The sequence below is a fragment of the Dermatophilus sp. B7861-1 genome, from assembly GCF_058996045.1.
This window is the reverse complement of sequence record NZ_CM180082.1, coordinates 1,507,174-1,519,596: the sequence shown is the minus strand read 5'-3', so window position 1 is coordinate 1,519,596 and position 12,423 is coordinate 1,507,174. Positions and strand designations below refer to the sequence as shown.

Below are 12,423 nucleotides of genomic sequence, written 5' to 3'. Positions count from 1 at the left end.
GTGTGGTTAGTGGGGGATTTGGGTGCGGACGAGGTGGATGAGGTCGTCTGCGTGGAGTTCGTCGATGGTGTGGCAGGGGGCGTTGAGGGCGTGTGCGAGGGCGGCGGCGTGGCCGAGTCGGGCAGTGGTGGGGTTTTCGGTGTCGACGACTATCCAGCGGGTTCGGGGGTCTTTGCCGAGGTTGGTGGCGAGGCGGTGGGCTTGGTTGATTGCGCTGGGTGTGGGGTCGCCGTCGAGGTCGATGTTGGCGCAGCCGTCGCTGACGAGGATGAGTAGGGGGCGTAGTTCGGGGGTTTTGTGTAGGAGGTTGTGTAGGAGGCGGCTGGTGGTGGTTAGGGCGGTGGGTAGTGGGGTGGGGCCGCCGATGGGTAGGTCGGTCAGGAGGCGTCCGGCTAGTTCGATGGAGGAGGTGGGGGGTAGGAGGATGTGGGCGTTGCGGTGGTGGAAGGTGATGAGGGCGACGCGGTTGCGTTTTTGGTAGGCGTCGAGGAGGAGGGAGAGGATGGCGCCTTTGGCTGCGGTCATGCGGTTTTGGGCGCCCATGGAGCCGCTGGCGTCGACGATGAAGATGGTGCAGTTTCCGGGGTGGTGTTGGCGGATTTTTTCTTGCCAGTCGCTGCGTTCGATTTGGATGCGGCCGTGGGGGTTGTTGCGGGTGTGCTGGTGGGGTGCGGCGGCGCGGATGGTGGCGTCGAGGGCGAGTTCGCCGGTGGTGTTGGGGCGTGCTGGGCGGGAGCGGATGTAGCGGCCGCGGTGGGCGGTGGTGGGGGTGTTTTTGCGGCCGGGGGTGTGGGGGTTGGTGGTGTTGGTGGCCAGGGGGATGACGGGGAATGTGGTGCCGGGGAGGGGGATGAGGGAGCAGGTTGCGGGGGTATCGGTGTCGTTGTCGCTGGGGGTTGGGTCTGTGGTTGTGGGGGTGGGTTGGGGTGTGAGGGAGGTTCCTGTGGTGTTGTCGGGGTTGGTGGTGTGATTTTGTTTGTGGTTGGTGGTCGGTGGTGGGGATTGGTGGCTGGTGGGGTGGGTTTTGGGTGGGGTGTGGTGGGGGAGGTTGGGCAGTGAGGGTGAGGTGTGTGGGGTGGGTTGGGGTGTCTCGGTGGGGGTGGTGGGGTTAGGGGTGGTGTGGCTGCGGTGGGTGAGGACGAGGGAGGTGACGGCGTGGACGTCTTCGGTGGTGGCGTGGCGTCGTCCGTGCCAGGCGGCGTGGGCGCGAGTGGCTTGAGTGAGGACGATGTCGGCGCGGTGTCCGGCGACATGGTTGGTGGTGGTGATTGTGGTGATGAGGTTGTGGAGTTCGGGACAGAGGTTGATGTGGGGGAGTAGGTTGCGGGCGGCTTGTAGGTGGGTGGCGTGGTGGTGTTCGTGGGGTGCCCAGGCGTGGGCAAATGCGTGGGGGTTGTTTTCGTAGGCGAGGGTGCGTTCGAGTAGGAGGACGCGGGTGTCGAGGTCGGTGATGGAGGTGATGTCGACGCATAGCCCGAATCGGTCGAGGGTGTGATCGGGGAGGGGTCCTTCTTCGGGGTTCATGGTGCCGATGAGGGCGAATTGGGCGGGGTGGGTGCAGGAGATGCCTTCGCGTTCGATGCGGGCGGTGCCAGAGGCGGCGGCTTCGAGGACGAGGTTGAGGAGGTGTTCGTCTAGGAGGTTGATCTCGTCGATGTAGAGAGCGCCTTCGTGTACTTCGCTGAGGATGCCTGGTAAGGGGATAGGTGTTGCATGGGTGAGGGTGGCTTGGATATCGAGGGTTCCGGTGATGCGGTCTTCGGTGGCGCCTAGGGGAAGAGTGCGCATGATGCCGGTGGGTAGGTGGGCGGCGAAGGCGCGTGCGGCGGTGGATTTGGCGGTGCCTTTTTCGCCGCGGATGAGTACGTCGCCGATGTGGGGGTCGATGGCGAGGAGGGTGAGTGCGAGTTGGAGGTGTGGTTGTCCAACGATGGCGGTGAAGGGGTATGGGGGTGGGGGTTTCATGGGGTGGTTTGGGTGGTGGGGGTTATTGGGCGGGGACTTGGGTGTAGTAGGTGAATTGGTGGGATGGCATGAGGTCGGGGTGCAGGATGGCGATGAGGTCGGCTAGGACGAGGTCGGGGCGGACTGCTCCGCTTTGCCAGTAGTCGTTTCCGCCACCTTCGTTGATTCGTTTGGTGAATGTCCATACGTTGGCTTTTTTGACGGGGGGTAGGTTGGCGATGCGGGCGTCTTTGGAGATGGGGTCGTTGAGGGATTTCCATGGTGTGGTTGGTTCGGGGGCTAGCCAGGCTTCGGTTCCGGCTCCTCGGGTGAGGACCATTTCGAAGTCCATGGGGCGTGGTTCGGTGCCGTCGAGGTGTTCGAGGACGTATGTGCCGCCGGCGTCGAGGATTTCGTTAGCAACGTAGTTCTCGCGTCCGGGGGCTTGCCATTTTCCGTCGGTCATGGCGCCTAGCAGCACGGCGGGGCGATGTGGGACGTGGAGGGCTTTGGCGACGAGGGTGCGGTAGTCGGAGGCGATGCGTTCGAAGCGTGTGTTGGCTTCGGCTTCGGCATCGAGGAATAGGGCAGTGAATTTGGTCCATTCGGCTCGTCCGAGGGGGGTGCGTTCGAACCAGTCGGCGTAGGAGACGACGGGGATTTTTTCTTTGCGGAGTTTGGGGTTGGCGGGGTCGGTGGGTGTGGAGGAGATGAAGAGGTCGGGTTTGAGGGCGGTGATTTGGGCTGGGTCTGCGCCGGTGGCTGTTGGGGTGAGTTTGGTGATTTTTCCGGCTTTGATGGCGTCTTTGACTTTGCCGCCGCTGATTTTGTCGGCGTCGGTGACGCCGGCGAGGGCTTGGGATTGGTTGAGTAGTTGGAAGGGGGGCACGTGGCCGGTGGAGCCGGTGGCGGCTTTTTTGACTGGGATTGTCACTTTTTGGGCGGTGGCGAGGTCGCCGGTCAGTTTTGGTTCGGGGGCGCCGCATTGGGTGAGTACGTATTTTTGTGAGGGGCCGCCGGGTTTGGTGTGTCGTACGGTGACGACTTTGTAGGAGTTGAAGTATTCGACGTTGACGTTTTCTGCGTCGGAGAACTTCACCTTGTCGGGGAAGTAGTCCTTTGTGGGGTCGAATTTGTCGATGCAGGCTGCTTGGGCTGGTGGTGCCGATGGGGGGTCAGCTGGTGGTGTGGCGTTTTCTTGCGGTGTCGCGGCTGTGCCGTCCGGGCTGCTGCATCCGGTGAGTGCTCCTGTGAGGGCGAGGGTGAGTGCGAGCAGCGGGATTGAGGCGCGTAGACGTGACATCGCGTGCCTTCCTTGAAAGACCGTGGGGGCCGAGGAGGTACGTCGAGTTCCTAAGCGCGTCTGGGGCGCTGGTCGTGCGATGCACCAATCGTCCCTTCCATCGAGGGCGGATGCGAGAACTCGACGTGCCCCGAGATGGCCGGTGGTTTTCCCCGTAAAAATAAGGGGGTCACCGTCGCGAGATGGTGCCGGTGGTACCTGGTAGCTCGAGGGTGTCGTGTTTTCGCGGCGGACGCCCCATGGTGGCATGAGGGGCTCAATGGAGTGGTGTTTCTGAAGGATCTGGAGACCGAGGTCTCAGGACGCTCTGCGCGAAAGTTCACTGCGTGTCTTCGTGACCTGCATGTTTGTGGAGTGTTGCGTCTGTTTAAAGTGTTTAGGTGCGTCGTAAAGTGGGACTACGGCATGACGTACATAGCGGCGGGGTCGCCCCTAAACATCCCGGCCTCGCCGCCACGAAACACACAACCGCCGTAACGCACACATTAAAGAGGCGATAGCGAAGGGAACACATATGCGGCGGCACCACAGCAGGAGACCCACGAGAAAAGCACCCCGATGGGTTATCGCCGCCGCTGCCGCGACCAGTGCCGCAGTGTTCCTGACTGCCTGCGCCCCCGGCTCATCCACCAATGGCAGCTCCACTAAAAAACCCGTGGTCTTGACTACGTTCACCGTGTTAGCTGACATCGCCAGCAATATCGCCGGGAACCACCTCGACGTACGCTCTATCACCAAACCTGGCGCTGAAATTCACGGCTATGAACCCACTCCCGGCGACATCGCTAAAGCATCTGAGGCTGACCTCATCCTTGATAACGGTCTCAACCTCGAACAGTGGTTCACCAAATTCGTTTCCACTGTGAAAACTCCCCACACCGTGGTCTCTGCAGGCGTCACCCCGATCAACATCACCGAAGACGCCTATGCCGGAAAACCCAACCCTCACGCGTGGATGAGCCCCAGCGCTGTCGAAACCTACGTGGACAATATGGTCACTGCCTTCAGCAAACTCGACCCCGCTCACGCCAACGATTACCGCGCAAACGGCGCCACCTACAAAAACGAACTCCGTAAAGTCCGCACCGATTTGACCACTACTTTGCACACTCTTCCCGAGAACCAACGCGCCCTGGTCACCTGCGAAGGAGCGTTCTCCTACCTCGCTAAAGACGCCGGGCTTACCGAAAAATACATTTGGCCCGTCAACGCTGAACAGCAAGCCACGCCCCAACAAATCACCTCGGTCATCGATTTCGTCCGCAGCAACAAGATTCCCGCCGTGTTCTGCGAATCCACCGTTTCAGACAAGCCCATGAAACAAGTCGTTGACGCAACGGAGACCACCTTCGGTGGCACTCTCTACGTCGACTCTCTTTCCGCCGCCGACGGACCCGTCCCCACCTACCTCGACCTCATCCGCCACGACGCTAAAACCATCGCTGGCGCTCTTACGGGAAAAACACAATGACCCTTGCCGTTGACGTAACCAACGTTCACGTCCGCTACGGCGATATCACCGCTTTATCGGGCGCGACTTTGCACGTCATGCCCGGACGGATCTGCGGACTCATCGGAATGAACGGCTCGGGAAAATCCACACTTTTCAAAACCATCATGGGGATCACTTCCCACCATGAGGGCAGCATCAGTATCAACGGCTCCGACACCGCCACCGCCCGCCGTAACGGCTTGATTGGATATGTGCCCCAAAACGAAGACGTTGACTGGGCCTTCCCTATCAGTGTCCGCGACGTTGTCATGATGGGACGGTACGGGCACCAAGGAATCACCCGACGGCCACGCCCCACTGACCACGCCGCTGTTGATGAGGCTCTCGCCCGCGTCGACCTGACTGACCTCGCCCACCGCCAGATCGGTAACCTCTCCGGCGGTCAACGTAAACGAGCATTCGTTGCTCGTGGAATCGCGCAAGGAGCACGCATTCTCCTGTTGGATGAACCTTTCGCTGGCGTCGATAAACGTTCCGAAAAAACAATCGTGGACCTCCTCAAAAACCTTGCTGCCAGCGGCGTTACCGTCATCGTCTCTACCCACGACTTGCATGCCTTGCCTGCTCTGGCTGATGAAGCCGCTCTCTTGCTGCGACGTACCCTCTTCCATGGTCCCGTCGCTGAGGCGTTACGGCCAGAAAACCTCACCCGCGCTTTTGGTCTCGACACCCTTCAAGAACAGTGGTGAACCTTGTGCTCAATTTCCTTCTTGAACCCCTTCACTACGAATTCCTTCTGCGTGCACTCGCTGCCACCACGATCGCTGCAGCGGTGAGTGGGTTTCTTTCTTGCTGGCTAGTTCTCATTGGCTGGTCCCTCATGGGGGATGCGGTCTCGCACGCTGTGCTACCTGGGGTGGTGTTGGCCTACATCCTGGGGATCCCGTTTGCGGTGGGAGCATTGGTGTTCGGGGTGTTAGCAGTAGCGCTGATCGGGGCGGTGCGTACCGGCAGCAGAGTGAAAGAAGACGCTGCTATCGGGATCGTGTTCACCACGTTGTTCGCTGCTGGGCTGGTATTGATCTCAGTCACCCCTAGCCACATGGACTTGCAGCATGTGGTTTTCGGGAACATCCTCGGCGTCGGTGACACAGACCTTATCCAGATTGGGTTACTGGCGGCGGTGGCTTTCGCTGTCTTGGTGCTTAAACGCCGTGACCTGATGCTGTTCGCGTTCGACCCGGTGCATGCTCAAGCAATCGGTCTGCGTCCTCGTGTCCTGTCCGGGATTTTGCTCACTTTGCTCGCATTCACTGCCGTGGTGGCGTTGCAAGTGGTGGGGGTGATCCTTGTGGTGGCGATGCTCGTGATTCCTGGGGCGACTGCTTATCTGCTCACAGACAGGTTTGAGCGGATGCTGTTACTTGCCCCGGCCACATCAGTGGCGTGCTCGGTGGTGGGGATTTACGTCAGTTTCTGGCTGGATGTTTCCTCTGGCGGCATCATCGTTGTGCTGCAAGGCTGCCTGTTTGGTGTGGTCATGCTGTTTGCGCCGCGGCACGGCGTGATATCGCGGTGGCTCATGAGAGGTAGAGCTGCTCACTCAGGTTCTGATGCCGCCTGTACTACCCAGACCGCGTCAGTTGCGGCGGCGCCCAGCACTAACGGGGCCGCATCATCATCGACGAAAACATTCACTGACCCCGAAAACGCAGCGCCCGGCACGTAGCGCACAACGGTTCCCACCCCGATACCGTGCCCGGCGAAAAATTGCAGCAGTTCTGGGTTTCTGTCACAGATCCGTACGACACGCAGATCCGTGGCTGCTGGAGCCTGGGTCAAAACAGTAGCGTCGGGGTGGGTGACGGCACCATCAGAACTCGGGATGGGGTCGCCGTGCGGATCATGGGTGGGGTTTCCCAGGTGTGCTGCTAGGCGCTCTACCAAAAGATCCGACACCGCATGCTCAAGGGATTCGGCTTCGGCATGTACTTCATCCCATTGGTACCCCAACGTCTGGACCAAAAACGTTTCGAGTAAGCGGTGGCGCCGCACCATCGCGACCGCATATGCACGCCCTGTAGGGGTGAGCGTCACCGCACCGTAGGGGGCATGTTCAACAAGCCCTTGGGCAGTGAGCTTACGCACCGCGTCAGAAGCGCTGGAGAGTTTCACGCCCACGCGCGAGGCTAACGCTGAAGCGGTGACAGGAGTGTTTGACCATTCCTGCAGACCCCAGATGGCTTTGAGGTAATTCTGTGAACTCGTCGACAGGGCGGAGACCGACATGTTGGCAGATTATCGGAACAGCAACAGTCGAAGTTAGAGCGCAGCGAGGTAGTCACTGACCCATCGGGGCTGATGCGACCAGTTGAGGTGTCCGTAAAAAATATGGGTATGCGAATACATCACTGTGATCAGTGTCACATTAAGGTATTTATATACCCGTATAGGAGTGACATATAATACGTTGCTACGAAAGAAAAGTCTCCAGTATAAAACTTACTAATTACTGATTTTTTATCAGAATGAATTATTCAGCAACTAAAAACTGATGTGACCGAGAGAGATAGGTGGAGTGAGTACTCATCCTTGGATTCGCGCTGAAGGTGTCGTGAAGTTTTCCGATAGATGCACAGAGGGAAAACAGGCGCCGATTCTGGAAAATTGTTCCCTGGAAATAAAAGAGGGCGGATTAACGGCTATCGTTGGCCCAAGTGGCGCAGGTAAGACATCTCTCTTGTATTGCCTTGGGGGGTTAGATAAGCCAAATAAGGGTACAGTGGTAATTAATGGAACTGATATATATGGCCTTAATGACGAGAAACGCACGCGCTTCCTGCGCGAAAATGTTAGTTTCGTCTTTCAAGATTATAATTTAATCGACTATTTAAGTGTTGAAGATAACATACGCCTCCCTCATGAATTAGCAAAGAAGCACATCGACCCCGCCAGTGTGGATGACATCTTGCACCGTTTCGGCCTCCATGAAAGAAAAAACGCAAAAGTCAAGACTCTCTCCGGCGGTGAACAGCAGCGCGCGGCTCTATGTCGCGCTATTCTCATGCGCCCATCTATTATTTTTGCTGACGAGCCAACGGGGGCACTTGATACTGCCAATACGAACACTGTTTTACACGTTCTCCAAGACATGGCAACGAAACACTGCTCGGTTGTCATGGTTACGCATGACATGGAATCCGCAGCATTGGCCGACAAAGTCGTTTTTATGCGTGACGGTTCCATTGAAAACATTGCTGGCCCTACCAATGCTGATGAAATAATGCGCGCTATGGTAAGACTTGAGGATATATAAGAATGTACAAATATGCGCGCCGAGTGCTAATGGCCAACTTTGGGGCTTGGGTACCTGCAATGGCCACTATTGCAATAGTTACAGCGCTGGTCACCATGTGTTCGACACAGTTCTTTTGGACGCGAGACCCAAAATTCATCGACGCGGTAAATCAACAAAGATATTCATTATCTGAGTTTACAATTGTCGCCCAAACAATCTATATAGTTGTTCTTTTACTCGCATTTTTTTCTTTAACGGTTGTCGGAAAGTCAACAGTTGACTCGACTCGTCGAATATTCGCTCAGTGGCGCCTCATTGGAGCCACGCCCCGCGATGTCCGTTTCGGCACCTACTCGATAATCGCCTTATGTTCACTTCTCGGGGCCGCCCCAGGGACTGCCCTGGGTGCCGCACTTAGCTATGTCGTCGTTCCAGCTTTCAATCAACTCGCCGCATCGGGTTTTGATACACCTATCCTCCCGCCCTCATTGCTAGCAGTCGCAGCCTCATTCACTTTAAGTGTTTTTACGTGTTTTTTCGGAGCAATAGGGTCGGTGCGGATAGCTTCACGGGTAAGACCGATTGAGGTTTTCCGGAGCTCAGTCACTACTCAGAAAAATAAGCAATGGTGGAAAATTCCTACTTTAGCTATATTGTTGCTGATAATCCTATCTATTTTGATCCTAGTTGGGGTTACCGATGGCATGAAAGTAGGCTTATCGTTCGTAGTGAACACTTCTCTGCATAATGGAATGATGGCTGTTCTGTTTTATTTTCCTTATGGGTAACAGTTCAGTCATATTCGTCTTGAAACTGTTAGGGAATCTCGCAGGGAAATCTGGCAGCGTTACGGGTCGACTAGCGGCACAAGCTGCATCTGAGCGCGCGGCATTCAGCGCGAATACAGTAGCGCCCCTGGCTGCCGGGCTAGGAAGTATTGGGGTAATACTGGTTTCTATAGAATCTGCTGCCTCGATAATCAAAACTCTTGACAGCTCAAAAACAGCAAACATGGTGGATACGCTAGTAATCGTTGCACTCATTGCTGTAGTGCTTCTCACTACTTCCGCAGCTGTTATTTCGCTCTCTTCAAGGCAAATGAGCCATGAGAGATCTTTGCTGAGAATCGCTGGGATGCCAAGAAAACAAATAACTATATGGTACCTCTGGCAAGGATTTTTGCTTTCTCTTACCGCAACGCTACTGGCGGCTTCCCCAATTTTAGTAGCCATGGTAACTGCAGCAATAAGTTCCGTTAGTTACGTTGGGCACCCAATCATCGTCTTCCCGTGGTTAGCAATAATCTTTGGTGTCGTTTCATGCTGGATAGTGCTTTTCCTTGTTCAATGGCTCCCCGCTCGCCGCTCACTATCCGAAGACATCGCCGTCGGCCTCCGATCAGAATAAAATCAACACAAGCCCCCGGAGATCTTGAAGGTTAAAGTCAACCAAAAGTTCTACTTTCTGTATTTTTTCCTTCCACAAAAGGGTTTCGTCGGGTACTTTCACCTGGTCACCTTCTTGGTGACACCGCACGTACAACACGGCCACACCCGCCCCACCGCAAGGAACACTCCGCGGGTGCGCCGACCACGCGCGGTCCACGATCCCCATAGGCGAGGGTCGGTGGCATCAGACCTGGTGCAGCCCGTACTCCGCCTCTGGGCAGAGCACGCGGAGGTACCCCGTATGACCCAGTCCATCGACATCTCAACGAGCCACGTAGGTGAACGCACCAACGTGCACCTCGCAGCGGCAGAAGCCGCCATCACACCGAATTACGCCCCTTTGCCGGTTGTGCTTGCCAGCGGAGAAGGCGCCTGGGTGACAGATGTGGATGGACGCCGCTACCTCGACGCGTTGGCAGGATACTCAGCCCTGAACTTCGGACACCGACACCCAGGACTCACCGCAGTCGCGCACGAACAGCTGGACACATTGACACTGACCAGCCGTGCCTTCCACTCCGACCGCCTCGCAGACTTCTGCACCGAACTAGCAGCACTGTGCGGTAAAGAAATGGTCCTGCCAATGAACACCGGCGCCGAAGCAGTCGAAAGCGGCATCAAAGTGGCCCGCCGCTGGGGATCACTGCGTAAAGGCGTCACACCCGAACACTCAAAAATCATCGTCATGGACGGCAACTTCCACGGCCGCACCACCACCATCGTCGGGTTCTCCACAGACCCCGACGCACGCGAGCACTTCGGCCCCTTTACCCCCGGATTCCAGGTAGTCCCTTACGGCGACGCCACCGCACTCGAAGCCGCGATCGATGAGCACACCGTGGCCGTACTAGTAGAACCAATCCAAGGCGAGGGCGGCGTGATCATCCCACCAGCCGACTTCCTCCCCACCGTGCGGCGCCTATGCACCGAACACCAAGTCTTGATGATCGCCGACGAAATCCAGTCAGGCCTAGGCCGCACCGGGCGCCTATTCGCATGCGACCACGTAGACGTAGTGCCCGACATGTACCTGCTGGGTAAAGCACTCGGTGGTGGAATCCTGCCCGTTTCAGCAGTCGTGGCCGACCGAGACGTGCTAGGTGTACTCACCCCCGGTTCGCACGGATCAACCTTCGGCGGAAACCCATTCTCGGCAGCAGTGGGCCTAGCAGTTGTGCGCCTACTAGCAACCGGCGAATTCCAGAACCGCGCCAGCGAACTAGAACCAGTGATGCGAGAAGGACTCGACAAGCTCGTTGGACACGGCGTGGAAAACTACCGACTCGTGGGTTTGTGGGCCGGAGTCGACATCGACCCAGCCCTCATGACCGGTAAACAAGCCGCCAAACGTATGGCTCAAGAAGGCGTACTCGTCAAAGAAACCCACGGATCCACAATCAGGTTGGCTCCGCCGCTAGTTGTCACCGCCGAGGAAGTACGACTCATCACGGACACCCTGAAAAAGGTCCTCACCGACGCAGCAGTCACCTCCGAACAAAACTGACCCCCAGCAAGGCGGCCACCTCACTTCGCGGTGGCCGCCTGCGCTGGCCGGTGATCAAAAGTCCACGCCGGATCCGTACACAAACGCGCCAACCCCAACCCCGCACCAATAGAAATCAACAACAGCGCCACATGCGCTGTCTCACTGACACACTCGCTCATCGCACCCGCATTCAGGTGGTAAAGAGCCCGGTACATCAACGTCCCCGGCACCATAATGATCGCCGCCGGCACTGAAACCGTAATCCGCGGAACCTGCCCCAACTGGGCAGCTACCGCCGCCAACAACCCAATCACCAACCCAGCGGTGAAACACGCCGTCTGCGCAGGCACCGCGAAAAACACCAACACCATCCGAGTCAAGTTCGCTGCCGCACCAATCGCCCCAGCAAGAAACACGATACGTAACCGCGCATCGAACAACATCGCAAACGCAGCCACTCCAACAAAACCACCTACACCCCACAACAACACACTGGCCACTACCCCCAGTTCGTGCGGAGTCGGCACCGCTGGGGCAACACCCGTGATGGAAGCCAGAAACCACACCACACCCCCTGAAGTGACCACCACCGTCCCGGCATACAACAATCGTCCTGCCCCAGCCAAAAGATCCTGGTGAGCAAGATCAAGCAACCCCGTGTACAGCGGAAAACCAGGAACCAGGTAAAGCACAGCAGTCACTAACCCAGCTCCCGGCGTAATCCCCTCCGCCCCCGTCAACGCAGCTAACCCGGTCGCCACCGCAAGGAACACCAGACACGACACAGCTGAACACGCCCCCACCACCCCCAACGGCGCCACATGACGACGCGTCAACGCCATCCGAACAGCTTGCCCCACCCCTGCCGACCCGATCACAGCCACCGCATCCCACACCCCAAAACCGTTCAGTAACGCGAACGCGGCACACCCCACCCCTGCAGCCGCAGAGCGGGGAAACATTCCCCACCGGCGCACACCGCGCTGCACAGCCGTGATCCGTGCATCCACCTCCGCGGCCGTGACCCCTGGCCGTACTTGCGCCGCTACGCGCTCCAGCCCAGCGATCCGCCCCGCATCCACCCCCACGCTCGAAATCTCGCGCACCACGGTACGGAATTCCTCACCTCGCCGCGCTGTCAACGCAATAAACGTTGTTGTGATGCTGGCGTCCAGATGCTCAATACCTAAAGCCGCCGCCACTTGCCGCATCGCTTGCCGTACGCGGTATGACCCTGTTCCTGCTGCAGCTAAATGACTACCCAACCGCAACACGACCCGGACATCCTCACCGAGGGCATGCGCCGCATTAACCGGTTCACCCACCGAAAAACCTCTCGCCGAAACTTTTCGCCACGGCTTGCACGACGCCCGCCGCTCTCGTGGCAGACCGCGACCTCTCAGACTGTGCACCTCCCAACCTACGACGCGAAGTTGAGAGCTACCCAGACCAGCCCACCCCAACCACACGAGTCATCCCTCACCCAACTGT

General features: G+C 57.9%; 10 protein-coding genes and 1 pseudogene. 7 read left to right on the top strand and 4 right to left on the bottom strand.

What is annotated here, in order from left to right; genetic code table 11:
• Positions 1-6 precede the first annotated feature (6 nt).
• Together AC2T9U_RS06715 and AC2T9U_RS06710 are read right to left on the bottom strand one after the other, a co-directional pair.
• Positions 7-1,965, bottom strand: a complete 1,959-nt coding sequence (locus tag AC2T9U_RS06715) for a VWA domain-containing protein (protein ID WP_493695604.1) — start codon at positions 1,963-1,965, stop codon at positions 7-9.
• A gap of 22 nt (positions 1,966-1,987) precedes the next feature.
• Positions 1,988-3,247: an ABC transporter substrate-binding protein gene (locus tag AC2T9U_RS06710; protein WP_115030043.1), complete on the bottom strand. Its 1,260-nt coding sequence runs from the start codon at positions 3,245-3,247 to the stop codon at positions 1,988-1,990.
• A 514-nt stretch (positions 3,248-3,761) separates the two neighbouring features.
• Here AC2T9U_RS06710 and AC2T9U_RS06705 point away from each other — a divergent pair.
• From AC2T9U_RS06705 to AC2T9U_RS06695, 3 genes are read left to right on the top strand one after another with little or no spacing between them, the layout of a single operon-like run.
• Positions 3,762-4,718, top strand: a complete 957-nt coding sequence (locus AC2T9U_RS06705; protein ID WP_115030045.1) for a metal ABC transporter substrate-binding protein — start codon at positions 3,762-3,764, stop codon at positions 4,716-4,718.
• Complete coding sequence (locus AC2T9U_RS06700; protein WP_493695603.1) at positions 4,715-5,449, top strand: metal ABC transporter ATP-binding protein; 735 nt, start codon at positions 4,715-4,717, stop codon at positions 5,447-5,449. Before AC2T9U_RS06705 ends, AC2T9U_RS06700 begins: the two co-directional genes overlap by 4 nt.
• Entirely contained in the window at positions 5,446-6,429 is a 984-nt protein-coding gene (locus tag AC2T9U_RS06695) for a metal ABC transporter permease (RefSeq protein ID WP_493695602.1), read from the top strand. Before AC2T9U_RS06700 ends, AC2T9U_RS06695 begins: the two co-directional genes overlap by 4 nt.
• Here AC2T9U_RS06695 and AC2T9U_RS06690 read toward each other — a convergent pair.
• Positions 6,387-6,989 (bottom strand): annotated as a pseudogene (locus AC2T9U_RS06690) (metal-dependent transcriptional regulator); the annotation flags it as partial. The gene AC2T9U_RS06695 and the pseudogene AC2T9U_RS06690 sit on opposite strands and share 43 nt — an antisense overlap.
• A 289-nt stretch (positions 6,990-7,278) precedes the next feature.
• Here AC2T9U_RS06690 and AC2T9U_RS06685 point away from each other — a divergent pair.
• The 4 genes from AC2T9U_RS06685 (at position 7,279) to rocD (ending at position 10,950) form a co-directional block, all read left to right on the top strand.
• The gene (locus AC2T9U_RS06685) at positions 7,279-8,016 is read left to right on the top strand and encodes an ABC transporter ATP-binding protein (protein WP_493695601.1); all 738 of its coding nucleotides are present in this window, start codon (positions 7,279-7,281) and stop codon (positions 8,014-8,016) included.
• 2 nt (positions 8,017-8,018) lie between these two features.
• The gene (locus AC2T9U_RS06680; RefSeq protein ID WP_493695600.1) at positions 8,019-8,786 is read left to right on the top strand and encodes an FtsX-like permease family protein; all 768 of its coding nucleotides are present in this window, start codon (positions 8,019-8,021) and stop codon (positions 8,784-8,786) included.
• The gene (locus tag AC2T9U_RS06675) at positions 8,779-9,405 is read left to right on the top strand and encodes a putative ABC transporter permease subunit (protein WP_493695599.1); all 627 of its coding nucleotides are present in this window, start codon (positions 8,779-8,781) and stop codon (positions 9,403-9,405) included. The genes AC2T9U_RS06680 and AC2T9U_RS06675 overlap by 8 nt, the downstream gene beginning before the upstream one ends.
• 282 nt (positions 9,406-9,687) lie before the next feature.
• Positions 9,688-10,950, top strand: a complete 1,263-nt coding sequence (rocD, locus tag AC2T9U_RS06670; RefSeq protein ID WP_208303311.1) for an ornithine--oxo-acid transaminase — start codon at positions 9,688-9,690, stop codon at positions 10,948-10,950.
• A 20-nt stretch (positions 10,951-10,970) separates the two neighbouring features.
• On the opposite strand, the gene AC2T9U_RS06665 is transcribed toward rocD, so the two are convergent.
• Positions 10,971-12,257 (bottom strand): threonine/serine exporter family protein, encoded by a 1,287-nt coding sequence (locus AC2T9U_RS06665; RefSeq protein WP_208304820.1) that lies wholly within the window; start codon positions 12,255-12,257, stop codon positions 10,971-10,973.
• Positions 12,258-12,423 lie beyond the last annotated feature (166 nt).

Excerpts from the sequence above, each read along its gene's own strand:
- AC2T9U_RS06715 (WP_493695604.1), bottom strand. The coding sequence starts at position 1,965 with ATGAAACCCCCACCCCCATACCCCTTCACCGCCATCGTTGGACAACCA.
- AC2T9U_RS06710 (WP_115030043.1), bottom strand. The coding sequence starts at position 3,247 with ATGTCACGTCTACGCGCCTCAATCCCGCTGCTCGCACTCACCCTCGCC.
- AC2T9U_RS06705 (WP_115030045.1), top strand. The coding sequence starts at position 3,762 with ATGCGGCGGCACCACAGCAGGAGACCCACGAGAAAAGCACCCCGATGG.
- AC2T9U_RS06700 (WP_493695603.1), top strand. The coding sequence starts at position 4,715 with ATGACCCTTGCCGTTGACGTAACCAACGTTCACGTCCGCTACGGCGAT.
- AC2T9U_RS06680 (WP_493695600.1), top strand. The coding sequence starts at position 8,019 with ATGTACAAATATGCGCGCCGAGTGCTAATGGCCAACTTTGGGGCTTGG.
- AC2T9U_RS06675 (WP_493695599.1), top strand. The coding sequence starts at position 8,779 with ATGGGTAACAGTTCAGTCATATTCGTCTTGAAACTGTTAGGGAATCTC.
- rocD (WP_208303311.1), top strand. The coding sequence starts at position 9,688 with ATGACCCAGTCCATCGACATCTCAACGAGCCACGTAGGTGAACGCACC.